Origin of the sequence: Agarivorans sp. B2Z047 (genome assembly GCF_023373605.1) — a bacterium.
GTDB classification, from domain to species: domain Bacteria; phylum Pseudomonadota; class Gammaproteobacteria; order Enterobacterales; family Celerinatantimonadaceae; genus Agarivorans; species Agarivorans albus.
The window spans coordinates 2,323,081-2,343,297 of the sequence record NZ_CP088080.1 but is presented as its reverse complement, the minus strand read 5'-3'; the positions used below and the strand labels follow the sequence as shown (position 1 = coordinate 2,343,297).

The following is a 20,217-nucleotide window of genomic DNA, read 5'->3' as shown; positions in this document are numbered from 1 at the left end:
TCAGTTGATATAGGCTTTACTTGTTGGTTTTAAGCTTTTGATATTACTGGTTAAAAATAAACAGCTACGGATACTATAAAAGCTAAAACTATTGCTTAACTCCTCGCAAGCTCTGCCGATAAAATGACTGTAAAGGGAATTTATTGGGAATGACGCAATGTCTTTATCATCGATTAATGGCTCGGCAAGTAACGCCTACATGGCGCAAGCAGCTGCGCAACAAGCTAAAGCGGTTAAAGCCCCACAGCTGCCAACAAACACTACAGAGCAAACCGCAACCCAAAAACCAAACGAGCCAGAAGACAACGCCGTAAAATCTTTTGCTTACAGCGCCTTAGGCATGGACAAGCCCAACGAGGTAAAGGACAACGATGATGGCGCCTACACCGCAGGACAAGTATTAACAGCCATTGGCACGGTTGGCAGCATCATCGCCATTATGGTGTGAACTAACGAGCGTTAACCGCCCAAGTGGTTTCTTGATGTTGATCGGGATGACGTGGCACCAAAAACGAAAAGGCCAATGAAGCCACTGCAATGCCCGCCCCTATCCAAAATACTAAGGATGAAGAATACAGCCACACAAATCCCAACAACGCGGGTAATACCACCGCGGCTATATGGTTAATGGTAAAGCTCACCCCCGCAGAGCTGGCAATGTCGGCAGGATCGGCAATTTTTTGGAAGTAACTTTTTATCGCTATCGCCATAGCAAAAAATAGATGATCGATAATATATAAGCCCGCTGCCCACTCTGCGGTGTCCACCAAAGCATATCCAGCAAATACAAAAATTAGCCCTGTGTACTCAATAATTAACGCTCTACGTTCACCGATACGCCCGATCAACTGGCCAATTTTTCCGGCAAACAGAATATTTAGCACTTGGTTGGCAAGATAAAGTAAGGCAATGTCTGATACTGAATAGTCAAACTTCTCTACCATTAAAAAGCCGGCAAACACCACGAAGATTTGCCTACGCGCTCCACTTAAAAAAACCAAGGTATAAAACAGCCAATAACGCTGGCGCAGTATTAGCCGTTTGTGTTGTTCGTGTTCTGCGGTGTAATGCGGAAACCTTAAGGCAATAAATAACACCGCTATTATGGTTGCTCCACCAAACATGGCGTAAAGGGATACATATTCAAACTCGGTGTACTCGAGTAGCGCCCATAAAGAGCTATAGGCTAACACCGCTGCAGCGCCTTTCACCGCGAGAGCTTTGCCCATAAAGGCCGGCGTTTCATCTTTTGGGATCCACTGTAAGGTGAGTGACTGGTTAACTGTTTCAAAGTAATGAAAGCCCACCGACATAAGTACCGTAGTAAAGTACAAACCGTAAATACTGGGGAAGAACCCGGTAAGGGCAATACCAATCGCCAGCACTAACAGGCTGAGCAGAGCGAAAGTTTGCTCTTTGAGCACTAACAGTACAAAAATTGCAGTAAAGGCTAAAAAGCCAGGGATCTCACGCAAGCTTTGCAAAATACCAATTTCGCGACCGGTAAATTGCGCGACTTCAATGGCAAAATTGTTGAGTAAAACCATCCATATGGAAAAACTAAAGGGCATTAAAAATGCCATCATTAACAGAAGTTGTCTCTTAGAACGCTGCATCATAATCCTTGATGAAAGTAACCGAGCTTTAGCTCAGTTCAGAAAAAGCTAAGCGAATACCAAAGGCAGCAAATAAGCCGCCTAAACCTCGATTTAACCAACACTTAATTTTGTCACTTGCCTGTACGCGATGAGAAATAGAAGCACTTAACCAAGCTAAAATATGGCCCCAAATCATAGCGTTAAGATTAAACACCAAACCTAACACCACAAATGCTAAGGCTTTGTTTGGCTCGGCTGCGTCGATAAACTGGGGAACAAATGCCAAGAAAAACAACGCCACTTTAGGGTTTAAGCTATTGGTAAGAAAGCCCTGGCTAAATATTTTGGAATAGCTGGCTCCAGCGCCCTTATTGTTGCTTAAGTGCAAGGTAGCATCGGGGGTGTTTTTTGAAAGGGCCATTGAAAAACCCATATACAACAAATAAATACAGCCAATAACCTTGATCACGGTAAAAGCCGCAGCCGAACTTGCCAAAATAGCAGAAAGACCAAACGCCGCCGCGGCTATATGTACAAAAGTACCCGCACCAATGCCTAACGCGGCCACCGAGCCAGCTTTAAAACCTTGGCTAGCACTGCGCGCCATTACATACAAAGAGTCTGGTCCTGGGATCAAATTTAGCAAAATACCCGAAACGACAAATAGCCAGAACTCGTTAATACCTAACATTGCTACTACTCCATTAGTGTTTTGCTTTGTGCGCGAAAGATCTCAGATTAGCATGGAGTTTGTACAAAGCCCTAAGCAGAAAAGACTATTTACACCAATAAAAGTAAAACATAATTTGGCAAACTATGCTCAAATTTAAGCTGCTTCAAACACCGGTAAATCTATTGTTTGTTGCTGGTTATTTTACTTGGAACCTGAGTACGGTTTTAAGCTTGTCTGGAGTTACTTTTCGAGGGTCTGACAGGTAAATTTCTCGATGAACTTTAGATAATCGCTCGAGGCCTTCTGCGACGGCAAAGGCTTCCATTTTTTCAAAGCTTTGCGGCTCATCATCGAACAGTCCTACATGTAGCATTTGTACCGTTTTCCCTTCTTCTATTTGCTCAAAACTAAGTTGTTCGAAAAGGGGGTTAGCTTTTTTCTGTTTTGCTAGTTCAAGCATATCCCGGTAAAACGCTTGGTCGACAAAGTCTGGCTGGCGGATCATTAAACGATATACCAGCTCATCTTTATTAATGGTGCCATCGAATTTGGCTTTTGCTTTTTCGCTAATATCCCAAACACCTTCTAAAGGATAAACGGTAAAATCAAAATAACCTTGCGGTGGCTTATCCATTTTTTAGGCATCATTTTACTGGTGTAAGCGAGCGCATATAAGGCTTCTACCTTTTTGGTAAAAGCACTGCTTGCAGGGCTCCCCTCGCCTTGAATACTTATAAAGGAAAACTCAGGAACGCTAAGGGTTTCTGGTTTGTTTTTCGGGAGATAGAAACTCTTCTCCTTTTTTCTCCATTCATGTTTGGCTTGCATCTGCGAACTCTTATTTTCAAGCTAATGATTAGGGTCTGTTGATCTTTGGTGTTGAAATTGCTGCAAAAACCATCAGCAAAGATCAACAGACCCTAGTAGATTATCACGCTTATCCTAAGTCATCATTGTCCTAAGCGGTGTTGTATTAACTATCTACTTTCATTCCAACATTCGTTTCATTAAAAACCGCATATGCTTTAAGTTTCTCCACTGGATACTGGACTCTGGGCACGGCCCACAAAAAAGGCGACTAAAAGCCGCCTTCATTGATTGGGGTAATCACTAACCACAGCTACCAAATACAGCCGTAGATTGGGTTTCTGCTTGCTCAACCAAGTTTGCACACGAAACCTCTGTTGCGCTAAAGGCTTCTGCTAAATCGATGCGAATTTCTGCGTAGGTATCTAAATTACGCATTTTGAATGAGCCATTGTCAAAGTTGTAAGTATATTGAATCCAAGTAGCGTAAGTTTCGCCGTTAGCGGGATCAATAATGTCTTGTGGTACTAGGTTGCCTGCGTCAAAGGTAGACTGCAGCTTACCTTCGGTTTGTGCCCAGTTTGCATCTTGCTTAAATTCAACATTTGCTGAATGGTACAAACCACGCAGCATACGATCTGCCGATGAAATACTAGAACCAATTTTGTGGCCAGTTTCTGTAAGGCTCATATCGCCTGCAGCTTGAGCGTTTGCTTCATGATATTGCTGTAGTGGCGCATTAGCCATTACCCGCATTTGATCATTCACACTACCGCGGTGTACCCGCATTTCCCCGCCTTCATTTAGCTCAAATAACGCAATATCGCCGCTTTTGTCTTGAACCGAAATATGTAAACCGTGCTGGTCGCCATGAATGCCATCTACCCAAGCAAACTGGAATTGCTTGGCATCAAACGCTTTCACAGCTTCTTGTACGGTAGCGAAATTTTCAGCCATAAAGCTTGCAGCATCTCCCCAGTTTACCGCCGGTGCACCGTTATCTTTATAGTCTTTAATAAACTCTGCTGAGTCATATAAATACAAGGTAGAGGCAGATAAGCCCGCGGCATTAATAGCCTCTCCTACTGTATCAACAAATACTTCACGCTCTTCTAAAGCGAGCGTTGGGTACTTTACTGTCCAAGTTGCCGTAGTTTTATATGAAGGTACGTCTTTAGTTGTTACTTCTGTACCTACTGGATGAAGAATAGCAACCGTTCCAAGCTGAACACCCCAATCTAGGGTACGTACTTGCGAAACGCCGTGTGGAGTATCTAAGGTAATGCGAGAACATGCATTGGCAGTTTGTACAGCGCCAAACGTTACCGCAGCAATGGTTAAAGCAATCATCGATTTTTTCATAGTCATTCTCTCGTTGTTAATTACCCACTCCTTGGCGAATAGTGAACAAAAAAGCACAAATAAAAGTGCTTTCCGGTTCGAGTGATGACAATTAAAACATGAAGAAACTAAGCTAATTAACCAGCACCTTTAAGGCCAACTAATAGCTTGTGGTTGAGGTATTAGGCAAAGAACAGCAGGTAATCATGCCCATAGGCTAGGCAAGCTAAATCATCGTTATAAACAAGCGGATTTAGCTTGTCTAAAACGACGAGTCAAACAATAACGACACGCTTAAGCACTATACAACTGAACGCAATTTCGCCCCTGTTCCTTAGCCATATACAAGGCTTTGTCTGCTTGTTGCAGCAAGGTCTTTAATGACTTCACATCATTACTACTTGCCACTCCAAAGCTGGCGGTGCAGGTAAAGTTAGCTTCACCCACGATAGGAATAATGTGTTTAGATACCCGCTCGCGCATTCGCTCGGCTACTTGTTGCGCTTGCTCTAAGTTGGTTTTAGGCATGGCGATAACAAATTCCTCGCCACCAATACGGGCAAACAAGTCTTGCTCGCGACAAATCGCATTAATTTCTTTGCTTATTTCAACTAAGCACAAATCACCAACCACATGACCATAACGATCATTAATGCTTTTAAAATAATCAAAATCGAGCAAAACCAAACTCATTGTTTCGTGCAACTTGTTCGCATGCTCGAGCATGTCGTTACCCTCAGCAAAGAAGCAATGGCGATTAGCCAAACCGGTTAGCGAATCGGTCGACGCTTGTAAGGTAAGTTGTTTTTCATTGGCTTCAATTTGTCGCGCAAAAATGGTCAGCACAAAAACCACTTCAATCATATTCACCAACACCACCGACTGATAAAGCAAGTGATTGGTGGCAGCACCTAGCTCTATGAGCGGGTTTAAATTAAGGGTGTTTTCGCAGTAAAGGAACAAACCTACCGATGCAGCACTTAATGCCAGCATCTCTCGTCGCTGATGAAGCTCAAACAGCAAAAATGCGCCAGTAGGCACCAAGAAATAGTACAAGTGAAAACCACTTTGATTGGTCACATACACATTGGTACAAACCAGTAAATGCACCATTAACACCGAGAAAAACCAGGTTTTTGCACCAGATACATGACCCCGGTGCATAAATGCTAAGGTGGCAAAGTAAGCCACTGTAAAGCCAAGATTAATTGAAGCAACACCGCTATTATCAAGCAGTAGCCAATAGTTGAGTGAGTATAAGCCGGATATAACGGTGGTTATTAAGGCGATGATCTTGGTTAGCTTTATGCGGCTAACGGCAGCAAAAGAGTGCCCTTCGGCCCCTAAGTTTATTAGTTTTTTAATTTGCATATTGTTATCTGAGACTTCCCTTTCCAAGTACAGACTAACATACAAACTAGTAACAAATTGTTTCAAATTCGCATTTTCTAACATTAAGCTTTAGTTGCAAACGTCGGCAATAATAGAGCTAAAAGTCAGTAAAATTCATTATTTTTTTAATTAACAGCAAGTTAAAGCAAAGGCGAATACATTTGCAGCGTTAAGTGACAAAAATGCTAACGGCTAACGCTGCTGCCAGGTTCCCCAGCTAACTACCCCAATAATCTTTATATTGCCTTCCTTGGTTTTTATCGCAGGCTCTTTCGACGTATCATCGCCATACCATACGTGCACTTCATCTAGAATTCGGACTAAGGTGAAGAACTCAGGAACACTATCATGCCCTAGCTGAGCAAGCACAAGGTCGTTGTTCACCCAAGTTCTCGCAGTGTCGATTAACGCCACACAATCCCACACTTTAGAGAGGTTACCCACCACTGGATAAACAACGCCAAAGCAATTTGATAACTCTACAGGTACAGGCATTTGCAAAGAAGTTTCAACGCATTCACCCGCCAAGTAATCCAACACGTTACTGCGGGTATACACGTTCACTAAACACGCTCCGCCCTCTACCAACTTTGCCAATGTGTCGGCTGGAGTATTACGATCACCCACCCCATAAGCCAACCAATGCGCTTGAACGCCAAATACCTTGGCCATTCGTTCAAACTCATCTAAACCCGGTGCAGTTTGATTGGCTCCGCTGCTCAAATAGCGGCTGAGAGTGGCTTTGCCACGGCCAATCGCTTCGGCTAAATCGGCCAAATTTAACCCATGCTCCTTCATTAAGCCTGCAATGCGAACCTTGTAATCATTCATAGGTTTTTTTCCGATATATCGTTATCAAATATGAAACAGGATAAACAATATTGATAATTCTGACTAATTGCAAAATATTTCGCGAAAAACCACAAGGCAAGAACCCGCACCAACACTGGCCCCAACAATAATTAATGATAAACTCGACCATTTTGAAATAATCAAAAATGAAATTAAAAGTCAATTTTGGCTTCACTATTGATTATTTATCTTTATAATCCACCTCACTTTTGGTCGCAAAGCATTAAGTAAACCTCAGATAAGGTAAACAATGAGAAAAATTGCCTTTATTGATGGGTGGGGGCATTACCAGGTCAATAAACAAAAGATTTGGCGCCCTTTAAGCCCAGCAGCGCAAAAACAGCTCTGCGAGATATTTAACAACAGAAGTTAATCAAAGGAGGGTTATTAACACTAAACAATTGGAGTTATTACCAGTGAAAAAAACTATTCTTATTGCAAGTATCACGAGTCTTCTTTCAACTGCGGCACTAGCAGGCCCTTATGTTGAAGCGTACGCAGATAAAATTGATGCTAAAACAGGCGACGTAGTTTACGGAGGCATTGTTGGCTACAGCTTTAATTTTGGCACTTCTATCGAAGCCGAATACGACAGTGAAAAAGATCTAGAGCTAACAGCGGCTCACAAGTTCCAAATAGACGACACATTTTATGTTAAGCCTTCTGCAGCCTATGTTTTTACTAATGGTGATAAAAATTGGAGCACAGGAGCAATAGATTCACGTCACTTTACACCGGATGAGCCAGGGTATTTTGAACTGAATGAATCAGGCCTAAACACCAATGTTTATAAGCTAGGACTAGAATTTGGTGCAGCTTTCCAAAATGGCCTATTCGCCGCAGCTCGTTACCGCTATGAAGGCGATACAGATGCTTACAAAGCGACCGCAAAATGGTCACTAAACTCGGAAGTCCACCCCGGTAATGACGCTATAAACACGGCATCACTCAACTTAGGCAAAGGCGCAATTGGTCGAGCAGACCTAACTTTGGGTTGGGCAAACGACTTAATTGAACTCCGCTCTAAAGCCATCAATAAGCGTCAACTTAATAAAGACCACGGTGACCGCAACACCATGGACTACGAACTACAGCTAACTTACAAAGGCTTAGGTTCATTCGCTCCTTACGCCCGAGTAACCAACGTTGAATTGCACGACTCTCGCGATAACCAAATCAAGCTGGGTGCCTCATACCAATTCTAAACAACTAATTAAGGACACTTCGCCCAAGGATGGATTTATATTCTAAATCTATTGGAAACACTTAATGAAAAAGTCACTTTTGGCAGTAACAATCACTGGCGCATTTTCTTTTAATGCAATCGCCAATCAAGCTACTCCGCATTTCTCAGATGATTGGGTAGAACGTGCAGTTCAAGAGAAAACGGTCCAAGCCTCATACCACGCAATTGCTGCAAGCATTAAAGATGATGAAGCCCGTCAAGCGGTCCAAACCTATATTGCTGGTGGTGACCACAAAGCAAAAAAAGAAGCTGGTGCTAGCTTTGTAAAAGCCATTGCAAATGGGGATATTTCGCCAGCTCAAGTTGAAGAGTTAGATGGTTATTACGTAAAAGTTCGTGGCGACGGAGCACAAGGCTTGAGTTCTTCGCTGATCGCAGATGGGATTAGTCACTTGAAGTCCACTGGCGAAATAAATGGAACAGAGAAAATAGAAATAGGTGGAAAGCATTATAGCCTGAATGACATTGCGCAGGCTGCTCAAACCAACACCAACAAGAAATTTGAAGATGTGATGGACTCTAATAATGACTTCTTTAAAAAAGTGAATGCTGAAACCATCACTATCCACGAAACTGAACTAAGAGGTAAATTTATTACCGATACAGGTGATGGCAGAGTCGTAATAACAGATGAAGAAGGAAACTACTTTGGCGAATTTAGCGATAACCAAGATGGCACGATTGAGTGGAATGCCGGTGACTACCCAGATGCCCCTGAAGGTAGCGTAACAATAGACCCAGAAACCGGTAGAGCCGAGCTTCGTTACGAAGACGGAAACGGAAACCTAGTTAAAGAATACTTCGATATTGAATACAACGACGATACCGCCAATTGGAAGCCTAACAACGATGTTATTGACGATACAACCACTAATCATTGGGACAAATTGCGCCGTGATGAAGCAATTAACAATATCAAGAATGAACTAAAGCAAGCCGGAATTGACGCTGGCAAGTTCATCGAACAAGCAGTTAAAGATTTAGATTCCGCAGGTATTGAAATTGCTGATGCTGCCGCCGTTATCGAACAAGAAATAGCAAAAGCTGGTGGTGACATTGATAAAGCCGCAATTGCCGTTGAAAAAGAGTTTGAACGCCAAGCTGCAGAAAACAAAGCCAACCGTGACGCTATCGCAAAAATAGAGAAAGAACTAAAGCAAGCTGGAATTGACGCTGACAAGTTCATCGAACAAGCAGGTAAAGACTTAGATTCCGCAGGTATTGAAATCGCTGATGCTGCCGCCGTTATCGAACAAGAAATAGCAAAAGCTGGTGGTGACATTGATAAAGCCGCAATTGCCGTTGAAAAAGAGTTTGAACGCCAAGCTGCAGAAAACAAAGCCAACCGTGACGCTATTGCAAAAATAGAGAAAGAACTCGAGAAAGCAGGAGTCGATATCGAAGATGCAGCCAAACGCATTGAAGAAGACGCAGAAGGCTTTCAAAAAGATCTTAACGAATGGTATGCCCAGCAATCTAAAGAAGCTCAATCTGAAATCGATGCTGCAGCTAAGTACATTGAGGGAAAAATTGATGATGGCGGTCGAGCAATTGAAGATGGGCAGCAATGGGCACAACACTTCGAAGCTCAATACAAACAAGATATAGCACGCTTAGACAACAAAATAGATCGCGTTGAAGGTCGCGTATCAAACGGGGTCGCAATGACTGGTGCAATGTCTCAAATGCAGTTTAACTCGAGTGGTTTAGGGGTTGGTGTAGGCCTTGCTAACTTTAATGGCTCAAATGCATTCGCACTAGGCATGGGCAAGGTAGCAGGAAAAAACAAAGAATGGATGATTCGAGCTTCGTTTGGCTACGCACAATCAGATAAAGGCGGCGATACACAACGCGACACCATGGCAGCCGCAGGTGTTACATACGCGTTCAACTAAATCTACCTATGGACACTTCCCCAAGGATGGGGCTTTAAACCTAGGGTTTAAGCTAATTTTGTAAAGGGGAAAACCATGAAAAAGTTTCTTTTAAGCTTGGCTGTTGCATTACCACTAGTAGCTAATGCAGAGCTAATTCAACACACTGACCAAATTGCCGAAGTAAGATTTACGGGTTCTAGTTACGAGCTTGGTTATCACGTAGGCACGGAAGGGAAAGAGCAAATCCTTGATGCCATAGATCGCTTTAACGACACCCTAGGCATTATGTTACCCGGCTTAAATGTTATTTCGCTTGCAAAGAGTTTTGATGGCAATCAGGTGTTTCTTCATTTAAGTAAAACCTCTCCAGATGCAGCCGCTTATATCTCTGGCATGGCCGATGCGTTAAACCGAAGCCCCAACCTTTTACTAGCTGTAGCAATGAGTGATGAGGCAATTCTTGAAAGCCAAAGAAATGGTGGCTTGGGATTTTTGCAAACCGAAGCCAGTGGTCACAACCCAGCTGCTCCAAGTAAATGCACCACTTTTGGCTATTCCAACGAAGCAGGTCACGCTTGGGCAGGTGCAAACTTTGATTACATGGGCATAAACTATGAGGGCCTAATTGTTCTCAATCACACTGATTTAAATGGCGATACTCGAGTCATTCAAACCTGGGCTGGCTTAATTCCTTACGGTGGAATATCAAAAGGCGGCCAAGCCATATTAATGAACACTATGGCTGATGAAGGCACCGCCAGAGAACAAGCAGGTGAAGACATTATCCAAGTAGATGCAGTTCCTAGCTTTTACCTATCTTGGGAAGCCTACAATGCGAGCAACGCAGCTGATTTAATATCTAGTTTTCAAGCACACGATAAATACACAGCTTTCTTCTCATACACCGTGGTGGACTCTAAAGCCAAGGTGATGAACATTGAAAACAACTTTGGCGGAGCTGTTAACTACCGTTACGCTTCCAAGTTAGCTCACGCAAACCATTCAGTATTTATTGAAAAACCTTTTGTAAACTCCGATTTTGCGGCCCATTCACTAGCTCGCCAAGATTCAGCGGAACGCTTTATTAAGCGCGCAAATGCCAACACCAGCCAAGCTGCTGTGCGCCAACAACTTGAAAGTAAACCTTTGTGGAAGGGGCGCGGAAAGCTAATGGGAACAGTGACAAGCACTTACTTTACAATTAGTCCAAGCGAAACAGTTATGCACATTAAAACAGATAACAATCACCCGGTGGTTTCTATTTCCAACCGCTAGCCAGTTACTAGGAACTGTAATCTAGCGCCAGCAAGGTTATTTCACCTTGCTGTTATTTACTTCTTACGTTGTAGGAAATATGGCATGAGCATTAAGCAACCACTGTGAGTAAATGGCGAAAAAATTGACAGTAAAAACAAGTTAAACCCGCAGTTCCATTCAAATACGGTTCAATCTGCCGCTTGGCTTATTCGCTCAAGCTGGCAGGTAACTTAGGAGAAAATTCATGTACAAACAATTTGGCTCAATCATCATTGGTACGCTATGCATATTACTGGGTCTAGCGGTTATGGGTAAAGCCATAGCCGGGGAATTTAGTGAAAACAAACATTACCTTACTCTAGGCCAACCAGCGAGTTCATCACCCAGTATCACGCTATTTTACAGCCACTACTGCGCACCTTGCGCAATGGTGCACGACCCCATCACTCAAATGGCCAACAAGCTTAAGATTAAGATGATTGAAGTGCCTTTATCAGTAGGTGGCCCAATGGCTAGGGAGTTTCAATTAGCAGTTGCAGCTACTAAAGAGATGGGCGAGTTAGAACGTTTTAATCACGCATTAATTAAGCAAATTCACTTCACCGCCCAAGGTGCACCAAACTCTATTCAAGAGCTGAACACCTTGCTTGAGTCATGTGGGATAGACCTAGATGAATACTCAAAAAGTTGCCGTGCAAATCATCAAACACCTGAAAGCTTTGACCAATTAGCTCAGGACTACAATATTAGAGCAACGCCTACCATTGTAGTAAATGGAAACAAACAAATATCTTTGCAATCTTTAAAAAGCTTTGGCCAACTTGAAGCACTAATTACCGAGTTAACGCAAAGCGCTTAAATTTGCGAATTAACGCACTCATTTGGGCATTTCCACCAACAAATGCCCTTGTTGTGCTTGGCTTAAATCAACTTCAAAACGCTGTGGTGACCAACCATGTACTTTATCGCGCGCTTCGATATAAACAATGGAACCAACAGCTGGATGTGGCACCTTGCTTAAGCTGCGAGTAAAGGGCTGCTCATTAACATGGGGGTGTAATAATTCGCGCTCTCCCAAAACCGTGCCATTTACATCCACTACTCGCCACATATTGGCATAGTGATCCCAACTTGTATCACTATGCATAAGTGATACATCAACCTTCCAAGTTCGTTGACCATCTTGAGTAAACTCAGCAGCCACTATTGTGACATCGTTAGCTAAGGCTGAAATGGAGAAAAAGCTAAGAGCTAAGCAACTGGCTAAAATATTCCTCGAAATGTTAGGTAAGGAAAATGGCATAACAGTACCCTATTGGCTGCTAGGAATGTATTTACACCCTAGCAGCAAAGGCCACTATTGCGTAGCTTTGTTTTGTAAGTGTTCTATTAACTGTTGAGCCATTGCTCGGCTTGGTCAGCCTGATCCATATCAAACGCTTTAATGCTTAAGCCTGGAATAAGCTTGCCTTCAAGCTCGCTAATGGTTTGCACCCATTGCTTGTCGCACAACACCGCGGCGCGTTTAAACTGGCGGATCACTTTAAACATCTCGGGAATACGCGCAAATTCTACGGCTAAGGCACTTAATGTGGGTAATGCAAAGTCTTCGATTCGGTAAAGCATTAGCCCCTGCTCTATACCTTGTGCTTTGCTGCTAAGTTCATCTAAGGCTAGTTTCATTTCGTCCGCATCCAGCTTCCCGCCAAATTCAATATCTAAACGGTTGTCAGCCACTTTTGTTACGTTAAACATGTTGGTCCCCCTTAAAATAGTTAGACCGCTTATATTAGTTCTAACCTATGATTCTAGTTTCTTTAGAATTTCTAAGGCTGAATGATTATGACGGCCTGTCGTAAAACAAAGATTGTGTACCCTAAGAGTAATAGCCACTGCAACTAGTACATCTTTAGACGCGTCAATTAAGCTTCGAATCTCTTCAGGCTTAACTCCATTAGATCCCAGAACATCCTCATCAGTCTTGTTAGTCTCAGAATGAGCTATTAATTGACTTCTAATCGTCAAAATCCGACTTATTAAAGACTTAAATGGCGACAGCTTCTCATCTATAATCATTACCAGGTTTTCTAGCCCTTCCTCAAGCAGCAGCGTTCTCAACTTTCGAAAACGTGATGATTTAGTGCAGGTATCAAAAGCTCGGCTGAGTGCCATAAACATGGCAATTTGATTGGCCACACAACATGTGTGCAAAAAGTAGTTATAGTCGGGACTTTCAAAAGCTTCTTTAAATCGATGTCTATTTTCTGAAAATCCTAAAGCCCACCAAGTCTCAAAATGTGATGACGCTTCATCAATTGATGTTTCCAAATCAGATAAAACTTTTAGTAGAGTAATGAGAGTCTCCTCTATTGATTTCTATATTTACTTTAATCCTAATAACTGTTTTTAGTATTGAGTAAGATCTTGTTTTTAAACGCCTAAATTGCGCATGGGCTCATTGTTTATTTGTAAAAAATCACCAACCAAATAGTCGCCACATTTTCCGCTGTTTCTGCTACTCGATGCTTTTGATGTGCGGGGATGTTTAAGTAATCACCCTTGCCTAAAACAACACGCTGGCCGTTATCAAACTCTATAACTGCCGAGCCTTCTAAAACACTTACCCATTCATTTTCTTCTTGGTCATACCAACCCTGTTCAGGTGAGGCTTGTCCATAAGAAACAATCCGCTCAACCCTCAATCCATCTGCTTGCAATAAGTCACTAAAATGCTCTTGGCTCTTATCCCTAGGCAACTTAGCAAATAGATTATCCATAACTATTACGCCCCTTAATTAAGCCAATTTGATTATTTAGCTAATCCAAGCCCAGTTAACGTTTGCTTAACTATCACCAATAATTCCGCCTCACTGGTAACAACTTTTGACAACACGCTAATTCCCATTAGCAAACTTTGTAGTGCTAAAGCTTTCTCTCTGGTTTGCTGTTCTTCTAGCTCTCCTTTAGCCACTGCTAGTTGCAGTAGCTGCTCGAAGCGGGCAATGTTGGCGTGCACCTTATTGCTTAGGTTTTCACCCAATTCTTCGTCTACAGCCACTAACTCAGAGATCGAGTTAATCACCAAACATCCACGCGCTTCGGGATCGCTTGATCTAAAACGGCATACATCTACAAAGAATGCGTTAATTAGCGCTAATACGCTGGTATGTTGTTCTGGCTGGTTTAAAACTTGATCCGGGGTAATGGTGGCGTATAAATCTAGGGTTTCTAAAAACAGCGCTTGGCGGCTACCAAATGCGTTATAAAAACTGGAACGTGTTATACCAAGTTTTTCGGATAAGGCTTTAACCGAACAGGCCTCGTAGCCATGTAACCAAAACTCATTCATGCAATCTTCTATTGCTGCTGAACGATCAAACTTCGCTGCTCTGCCCATGTTCTTCTGATACTGCTCAATATGTTCACATGTGTACAAATTAGCATAATTGTACTTAGCTGCCTAATTCCCTGCTCCAGAAGTTAGCCATCTAAGCTTGCTCTTTAGATGAAACGACTATTTGTGATTTATTTTTGTACATCTATGGACAAAAACAATTTATGAAACTAAATTGTACATACATGTACAATAAGTATTGTACCTTGTTGGGCGCAGTAAACATGCCCTGTTACATCTTGATTTAATGCAAGCCAACTAAAAGGAAGACCGAGACATGACTGCATTTTTTGTTGCAACTAGCCAAGTAAAAGACCCTGAAAAATTTGCGCAATATGGACAACAAGCAGCCGCTACACTGGGCGAATTTGGAGGTGAACTGGTAATAAAAGGGAAATTTTCTGGCAACCTTAGTGGTGCAAATGAGCATGATGCTGTGGGAGTAATTAAGTTTCCCAGTATGAGTAATTTGCAAAGCTGGTACGACAGCCCTAATTATCAAGCGCTTTTGCCACTTAGGGAACAAGCGGTGTTTATGAACATTAGTGCTTACGCGGTACCTGAGTAAGCTTTAGCCTTGCCCAAGCTTTAATTTTAAACCCAGATTTGCTGGCTCATTTCTGGGTTTACTTAACTTCACATAAGGCCATCACAAGCTAAAGCTAGCAAGTCAAATAACAGCTAAGCTAAAAGCACCAGTCGCTAAATACCTAGAGGCCTGTTAGTGAAGCTTATTAAGATACTTGCCATTTTATTGGGGCTTATTGCTTATCCGACATTAGCAAACCAACACGCAACAAACATTCAAATAGTAATGCAACCAGCGGTAAGCCAAGCCGATAAAGAAAGCCGTGCGCTTATAAAACGCAGTAATGTAAACCAGCACTTTAGTCAGTTAGTCGCACAACTGTTCAACTTTAGACGAGCAGTAACTTTAGAATATGGCATTAATGATGGCCCACTGTACGACCCAGACGCTCATGGTATTTACATTCCTTATGCCTTTGTTGCAGAGACCTTAGAGTTTTTCGCCAACAACAATTACCAAAAACGTTATGGCATAAGCGCAGAAGATGCGGCCATAGATACTCTATTGCACACCCTGTTACATGAGTTAGGCCACGCTTACATTACCGACCAGCAAATACCAATCCTTGGCAAAGAGGAAGATGCAGCAGACAATTTAGCCACCATTGTATTACTCAACTACGTTGAACTGGGCGACGAAGTAGCAATTAGTGCCGCCGACATGTTTGCGTTTGAATCTGAAGATAAACCCAATTTTTACGAGTTAAGTGAATATATAAATGAACACAGTTTTGATTTACAACGCTATTTTTCAACCCTGTGTTTAGTGTATGGCTCTAACCCTAAACGCTACCCAAAGTTGCTAAACGAGATTGACACTAGCTACTTGGCAGAGCGCCAAGAGTTTTGCATTCACCAGTACCAGCAAACTAATCAAAGCTGGCACACTTACTTAAAACAACCTTAAGCCTGGTTAGTCAGCTTAGTACTAAGCACCGCTTCTAATTGGCTAAAACCATTAACCAAATCACCTAAGTGCTCTTTGCCAATGGCATTCGCTAAATGTTGGTCTAATTCAGCCAACAACAACCTCGCATCGGCCATTAACAACTCACCTTGATGAGTAAACAAAATTTGCTTTTGTTTACCTACTCCCTCTCGCTGTTCCAAGTACCCTTTGTTACTTAGATCTTTTACTGTTTTAGCCACCATCTGGCGACTCACACCTAAATTTCTCGCGATTTCCGAACCAAAATTAATCCCGCAATCTAACGCACTTAAAAAACTTAAGGTGGCAGGGCTAATTGAACTGTAGCCCTTGTTAGAGAGAGCCTTAGATAAGTAATTACTTGTTAAATCTTGAATTTTGCTAGTTGCCATAACCAACTGCAAAGCGTGGCTATCAACCATCGCAACGCCCACCAGTGTCAACCTTGTTGACATAATCACTCCTAGTCACTACGCTTATGTCAACCAAGTATACATAAGGAGCAATTATGAAACATCTCTATCTGTTTTTGGCTATAGCAGGAGCCATTGTGCCCTATGTGTTTTTTATTGAGTTTATTACGGCACATGGCTTTAATTTAGGGCTATTTATTCCTGCCCTTTTTGCAAATGGCGCTGCAGGTGGCTTTAGTGCTGATTTACTGATTAGCTCACTGGTGTTTTGGCTGTTCATGTTTAGCGATAAGCAAGCAGATCGTCCAAAACCGTACTGGTTTATTGTGATCAACTTATCCATAGGCCTAAGCTGCGCTTTACCATCGTACTTGTACTTTAAAATAAGAAATCAACAAACCGCTGCAGCTGTTCAGGGTATCCCTTAGTCAGAAATGGGTTAACTGTATTAATAGCTCTAGCATTTGCTGGAGCTATTAATACAGTTAACAGGCTACTACAAATGGCAGCGTGAAGGCCGTAAGCTAGTAACTCTCTCCAAATACAATGTCTTGCTGAGTGTCCAACCATAGAGGATGTTTAAACATCGCTTTAGAAAAAAGGCGACTTTGCAAATGCAGATTTAACCAAGCTTGTAAGTGGGTATACGGGCCATTTAAGTAAAGCTGTCGGTTAACCTTGGAAAACTGTCGAATAAACGGCAGTAAAGCGTAATCGAGCAGGCTGGGTTTATCGCCCATTAGAAACCTGTGTTTAGTTAAACGTTGCTCCAAGTCTTGCACAAAAGGCTCACACTTTAGCCTGCATGCTTCTAGGTCTTGATGATGGTAGCGTTTTGCGTCTTTATAGCGCTCTAAATCCGGCTTAAATTGCTGATCGTTATGCTCAATAATTTGCAGCATTTCATCTAGCGCATCGCCTCGCGCTGAATACAATAAATCATTAGGGTCGCTGCGCCTTAGCGCCCACAGCATAATATCTAGGCTCTCATCAATAACCTGGTGTTGAGTTGCTTCAGCTATAGGGGTATCAGCTAAAACCAATACCGGTACCGTTCCTTTTGGCGACAAAGCTAGCATTTCTTCAGGCTTGTTTTTCATCACAATTGGCCGCAAATGCACAGTTTGCCCCGCCAGCAAAATAGCCAATCGAGCCCTCATCGCATAAGGACAGTTTTGCAGAGAGTACAATATAGGTAATGTAGACACGTTAGCGGATTAGCTCCCTGACTGTATGAAACTTATAAGGCCCCCATTTTATGGCGTTTGGCGAAATGTTTAAGTAATACGCCTTAACTTTTCTAAAAGCCCTTCTTTAAGCATATATCGAGGTATATCCCATTCTTGAGGAGGGAGATTTGAAACATGATCTTTCCGTGACCTGTTCCAAAAATTATATCCTGGGAGGTTTTCAGCGCAACAGTGTGCCATTGAACTAACACCAATAGACTCATTATTAATGACTACTTCTTCTGAGGTGCTTGATTTGTCTCCGTCATTACCCCAATAATTGTTTTCAATCGTATTCACAAACCATTGTATGGCGTCTTTAGGGAACTCTAACTGTGATACCTTTCGTTTGCCTGTAAGTTTACTTGTGTATTCTGTCCAGATTATGACGTATTCATCAAGAAGAATAATATTATTAATATCACCTTCAAACATCGGGTAATCAACGCTAAATAATATTTTTGCTTGTTTAGGTAGATCATCAATCTTTAGAATAGGAAATTCTTTCACTAAAAATTACTCATTGATTCCCTGACGGTATGAGACTTATAAAATCCCTATATTTTAAAGCGTTTAGCAAAATGTTTAAGTAATACTCTTGAGTTTCTCTAAAAGCCCTTCTTTAAGCATATATCGAGGTATTAACCAACTTTGTGGTGGCCTATTTGATACATGATCAACCCTTGACTTGTTCCAAAAGTTATAACCAGATAGATTTTCTGAACAGCAGTGCATCATTGAGCTAATTCCTATACTTTCACCACTAAACATTCTACTTTCCGAATTGGTGCTTTGATCTCCTTTATTCCCCCAATAATTATTCTCTATCGTTCTTGTGAACCAGGCTATTGACTCTAAAGGAAACTCTGATTGAGATATTTTATCTTCTTTGGTGAAAAGGCTTTTATATTTTGACCAGTAAACTATGTAATCCTCAAACTGTATAAGTTTGTGCTTTTCATTTTCAAACATAGGGTAATCTAGTTCAAATAACACCCTAGAGCTTAGAGGAAGATCCAGAGGGTCTAATATTGGTATTTTTTTCATCATAAACTTACTTAATTGGAATTAGATTGACTGTTCTCACTATAGGAGAACCACCTGATTTGGAAGTCTGTAGCTCAGTCAGAGGAGGTAAGTCTTTTTCTATACTTAAGGTTTCTACAACACCGTATTGCCCCCCTCCATCAGCGGTGTTAGCAGTTAAACCATTTCCTATGAATTCGGCGTTAGCTCCTATTTCCGTTCTAACTTCATGCCTAGCTAAAAATTTATCTGCTTCGTTAGGAGGCATACTAGAAGCATACTCATTTATTTGTTTAGGATTGAACTCCTTGCCTCCGACACCCCAAAAGCTTGTCATTTTATCTGCATATTCAGCTTGATAGCCCGAATTCATAGTACTTATAAGTACATCTTTATCGTGCCCTTCCACATTCTTGGTGACAACATCGCCCATATTCTCCCATGTAGGTACAACAGTATTTCCACCAAACCGATCTAAGTTCTCACCTCGATCGATGATGTGCATAACATAATCTTTTTTGGGGTCATACCATGAACCGTTTCCAAGTACTTTATAAATTAACTCGGGATCTGAATCGGCAGCTTCAATTTGGTCAAACGAAGTCGTCCAAGTAGGAACTAGCCCGCTATCTCTTTGAAAGGCTAGTTTCGCGTCGTCAGCACTATTCTTCGGCTGAATGCTAACTAAGAACCTATCATTAGCCGTTGCTCCAGAATTCGCCATTTTTACTAGCTCATCATCACTGTATTTTGGTTTGTAAGCTGGCTCACCTGCATCCTTACGTTCTTTGATCTCTTCTCGAGCCTTCGCCAAACGTTTTTCCGCTTGCGCAAAAGATTTTATCTTTCCATCGCCTGAGGCCTTAGGTTTTGCACTTCTAGGCTCTTCCAATTTCTCTGGTTGAGCACTAGCTGAAACCCTGCCGCCATGCCCTAAAGATTCTTTTGCAGCGACAACACGTGAAATGACTTTTTCAGGCACGCTTGCTACTGGAATTCCACCTTCTGCATCCGTTGGTGGCAACGGCGCAAAGTTCTCCCCCTTAAATACACTTACCTCTCCGCTCATTATGCTGCGGCTTAACCAGCTGAGTTTATCTTGGCGAGATTTGTGGTGTGCTAAGTAGTCATTAGAAACCTGCTGATAGAGCCTATCAATATCAAATTGCTGGCCCCATGAGACGCTATGGTTTTGTAACAAGGCATCAATGTTGTACTTCTCAATACTATTTTGAACTTGCTCTGCAGGTACGTCATGAGTATTAGCTTGAGCAGGCAAGAAGAAGTAAGACTGGCCAAATGGGTCTACTAGCAGTGTTTGGTTGAACTTAGATTGCTCGATAGGATTAGCGTTTGCTTGCATACTTGCCTCGCTCTACGCTGCCTTGATTTGCTGCCTTAAACATGCGGTTCCTTGCCTGTTTTAGTTGCTAGGTATTAACTTTAAAATCAATAAAGTGGCGATGCTATCAGGCTAATGAGGGATGAGTCAATATTGAGAGGATGTACAGCATACTTAGCGCGTAATAAATCATCAAGCTAAGCGAACCAAATGCTTAAAAACAACGGAAGTAGTGCCTTTTAGCAAGGTAACAC

Annotated in this window: 25 protein-coding genes; 8 read left to right on the top strand and 17 right to left on the bottom strand. The window is 42.1% G+C overall.

Going from position 1 to position 20,217, the window contains the following annotated elements:
- Nucleotides 1-157: 157 nt before the first annotated feature.
- Nucleotides 158-448 (top strand): hypothetical protein, encoded by a 291-nt coding sequence (locus tag LQZ07_RS10870; RefSeq protein ID WP_152782244.1) that lies wholly within the window; start codon nucleotides 158-160, stop codon nucleotides 446-448.
- A gap of 1 nt (nucleotide 449) precedes the next feature.
- Here LQZ07_RS10870 and LQZ07_RS10865 read toward each other — a convergent pair whose 3' ends face one another.
- The 7 genes from LQZ07_RS10865 to LQZ07_RS10835 form a co-directional block, all read right to left on the bottom strand.
- Complete coding sequence (locus LQZ07_RS10865) at nucleotides 450-1,616, bottom strand: MFS transporter (RefSeq protein WP_152782242.1); 1,167 nt, start codon at nucleotides 1,614-1,616, stop codon at nucleotides 450-452.
- 28 nt (nucleotides 1,617-1,644) lie between these two features.
- Nucleotides 1,645-2,289 (bottom strand): LysE family translocator, encoded by a 645-nt coding sequence (locus tag LQZ07_RS10860; protein ID WP_152782240.1) that lies wholly within the window; start codon nucleotides 2,287-2,289, stop codon nucleotides 1,645-1,647.
- Nucleotides 2,290-2,467: 178 nt separating this feature from the next.
- On the bottom strand, nucleotides 2,468-2,905 hold the full coding sequence (locus tag LQZ07_RS10855) for a GyrI-like domain-containing protein (RefSeq protein ID WP_227981351.1): 438 nt from the start codon (nucleotides 2,903-2,905) through the stop codon (nucleotides 2,468-2,470).
- Nucleotides 2,857-3,099: a hypothetical protein gene (locus tag LQZ07_RS10850; protein WP_227981349.1), complete on the bottom strand. Its 243-nt coding sequence runs from the start codon at nucleotides 3,097-3,099 to the stop codon at nucleotides 2,857-2,859. Before LQZ07_RS10850 ends, LQZ07_RS10855 begins: the two co-directional genes overlap by 49 nt.
- Before the next feature lie 282 nt (nucleotides 3,100-3,381).
- Entirely contained in the window at nucleotides 3,382-4,440 is a 1,059-nt protein-coding gene (locus LQZ07_RS10845) for a linear amide C-N hydrolase (protein ID WP_152782238.1), read from the bottom strand.
- A gap of 273 nt (nucleotides 4,441-4,713) precedes the next feature.
- On the bottom strand, nucleotides 4,714-5,790 hold the full coding sequence (locus LQZ07_RS10840) for a GGDEF domain-containing protein (RefSeq protein WP_194164125.1): 1,077 nt from the start codon (nucleotides 5,788-5,790) through the stop codon (nucleotides 4,714-4,716).
- Nucleotides 5,791-6,003: 213 nt separating this feature from the next.
- Nucleotides 6,004-6,642: a helix-turn-helix transcriptional regulator gene (locus LQZ07_RS10835; RefSeq protein ID WP_152782234.1), complete on the bottom strand. Its 639-nt coding sequence runs from the start codon at nucleotides 6,640-6,642 to the stop codon at nucleotides 6,004-6,006.
- A 437-nt stretch (nucleotides 6,643-7,079) separates the two neighbouring features.
- Here LQZ07_RS10835 and LQZ07_RS10830 point away from each other — a divergent pair, with 437 nt between their 5' ends.
- The 4 genes from LQZ07_RS10830 (at nucleotide 7,080) to LQZ07_RS10815 (ending at nucleotide 11,902) form a co-directional block, all read left to right on the top strand.
- Nucleotides 7,080-7,868, top strand: coding sequence for a hypothetical protein (locus LQZ07_RS10830; RefSeq protein ID WP_152782232.1), 789 nt, complete (start codon nucleotides 7,080-7,082; stop codon nucleotides 7,866-7,868).
- A gap of 64 nt (nucleotides 7,869-7,932) precedes the next feature.
- A complete protein-coding gene (locus tag LQZ07_RS10825) occupies nucleotides 7,933-9,804 on the top strand; it encodes a YadA C-terminal domain-containing protein (RefSeq protein WP_152782230.1) in 1,872 nt (623 codons plus the stop codon).
- A 75-nt stretch (nucleotides 9,805-9,879) separates the two neighbouring features.
- On the top strand, nucleotides 9,880-11,061 hold the full coding sequence (locus LQZ07_RS10820) for a C45 family autoproteolytic acyltransferase/hydolase (protein WP_152782228.1): 1,182 nt from the start codon (nucleotides 9,880-9,882) through the stop codon (nucleotides 11,059-11,061).
- Nucleotides 11,062-11,287: 226 nt separating this feature from the next.
- Complete coding sequence (locus tag LQZ07_RS10815; protein ID WP_152782226.1) at nucleotides 11,288-11,902, top strand: thioredoxin domain-containing protein; 615 nt, start codon at nucleotides 11,288-11,290, stop codon at nucleotides 11,900-11,902.
- 18 nt (nucleotides 11,903-11,920) lie between these two features.
- On the opposite strand, the gene LQZ07_RS10810 is transcribed toward LQZ07_RS10815, so the two are convergent.
- The 5 genes from LQZ07_RS10810 to LQZ07_RS10790 form a co-directional block, all read right to left on the bottom strand.
- Entirely contained in the window at nucleotides 11,921-12,346 is a 426-nt protein-coding gene (locus LQZ07_RS10810) for a hypothetical protein (protein ID WP_152782224.1), read from the bottom strand.
- An 86-nt stretch (nucleotides 12,347-12,432) separates the two neighbouring features.
- A complete protein-coding gene (locus LQZ07_RS10805) occupies nucleotides 12,433-12,798 on the bottom strand; it encodes an STAS/SEC14 domain-containing protein (protein WP_152782222.1) in 366 nt (121 codons plus the stop codon).
- 45 nt (nucleotides 12,799-12,843) lie between these two features.
- Complete coding sequence (locus LQZ07_RS10800; RefSeq protein WP_152782220.1) at nucleotides 12,844-13,371, bottom strand: hypothetical protein; 528 nt, start codon at nucleotides 13,369-13,371, stop codon at nucleotides 12,844-12,846.
- Between the two features lie 134 nt (nucleotides 13,372-13,505).
- The gene (locus LQZ07_RS10795) at nucleotides 13,506-13,820 is read right to left on the bottom strand and encodes a cupin domain-containing protein (protein WP_152782218.1); all 315 of its coding nucleotides are present in this window, start codon (nucleotides 13,818-13,820) and stop codon (nucleotides 13,506-13,508) included.
- A gap of 32 nt (nucleotides 13,821-13,852) precedes the next feature.
- On the bottom strand, nucleotides 13,853-14,440 hold the full coding sequence (locus LQZ07_RS10790; protein WP_152782216.1) for a TetR/AcrR family transcriptional regulator: 588 nt from the start codon (nucleotides 14,438-14,440) through the stop codon (nucleotides 13,853-13,855).
- Nucleotides 14,441-14,714: 274 nt separating this feature from the next.
- Between LQZ07_RS10790 and LQZ07_RS10785 the strand changes: the two genes are divergently transcribed.
- Both LQZ07_RS10785 and LQZ07_RS10780 read left to right on the top strand, forming a co-directional pair.
- The gene (locus tag LQZ07_RS10785; RefSeq protein ID WP_152782214.1) at nucleotides 14,715-15,005 is read left to right on the top strand and encodes a DUF1330 domain-containing protein; all 291 of its coding nucleotides are present in this window, start codon (nucleotides 14,715-14,717) and stop codon (nucleotides 15,003-15,005) included.
- Nucleotides 15,006-15,161: 156 nt separating this feature from the next.
- A complete protein-coding gene (locus tag LQZ07_RS10780) occupies nucleotides 15,162-15,932 on the top strand; it encodes a DUF4344 domain-containing metallopeptidase (protein WP_249483640.1) in 771 nt (256 codons plus the stop codon).
- Here LQZ07_RS10780 and LQZ07_RS10775 read toward each other — a convergent pair.
- On the bottom strand, nucleotides 15,929-16,408 hold the full coding sequence (locus LQZ07_RS10775) for an HTH domain-containing protein (protein ID WP_152782210.1): 480 nt from the start codon (nucleotides 16,406-16,408) through the stop codon (nucleotides 15,929-15,931). The genes LQZ07_RS10780 and LQZ07_RS10775 overlap by 4 nt on opposite strands.
- Nucleotides 16,409-16,461: 53 nt before the next feature.
- On the opposite strand from LQZ07_RS10775, the gene LQZ07_RS10770 reads away from it, so the two are divergent.
- Nucleotides 16,462-16,794, top strand: a complete 333-nt coding sequence (locus LQZ07_RS10770) for a DUF2834 domain-containing protein (RefSeq protein ID WP_152782208.1) — start codon at nucleotides 16,462-16,464, stop codon at nucleotides 16,792-16,794.
- A 96-nt stretch (nucleotides 16,795-16,890) separates the two neighbouring features.
- Here LQZ07_RS10770 and LQZ07_RS10765 read toward each other — a convergent pair whose 3' ends face one another.
- From LQZ07_RS10765 to LQZ07_RS10750, 4 genes are all read right to left on the bottom strand, one after another.
- The gene (locus tag LQZ07_RS10765; RefSeq protein ID WP_256471396.1) at nucleotides 16,891-17,574 is read right to left on the bottom strand and encodes a glutathione S-transferase; all 684 of its coding nucleotides are present in this window, start codon (nucleotides 17,572-17,574) and stop codon (nucleotides 16,891-16,893) included.
- Nucleotides 17,575-17,643: 69 nt separating this feature from the next.
- Nucleotides 17,644-18,105 (bottom strand): hypothetical protein, encoded by a 462-nt coding sequence (locus tag LQZ07_RS10760; RefSeq protein ID WP_152782206.1) that lies wholly within the window; start codon nucleotides 18,103-18,105, stop codon nucleotides 17,644-17,646.
- Between the two features lie 75 nt (nucleotides 18,106-18,180).
- Complete coding sequence (locus LQZ07_RS10755) at nucleotides 18,181-18,645, bottom strand: hypothetical protein (RefSeq protein ID WP_152782204.1); 465 nt, start codon at nucleotides 18,643-18,645, stop codon at nucleotides 18,181-18,183.
- Nucleotides 18,646-18,649: 4 nt separating this feature from the next.
- A complete protein-coding gene (locus LQZ07_RS10750; protein ID WP_152782203.1) occupies nucleotides 18,650-19,984 on the bottom strand; it encodes a hypothetical protein in 1,335 nt (444 codons plus the stop codon).
- Nucleotides 19,985-20,217 lie beyond the last annotated feature (233 nt).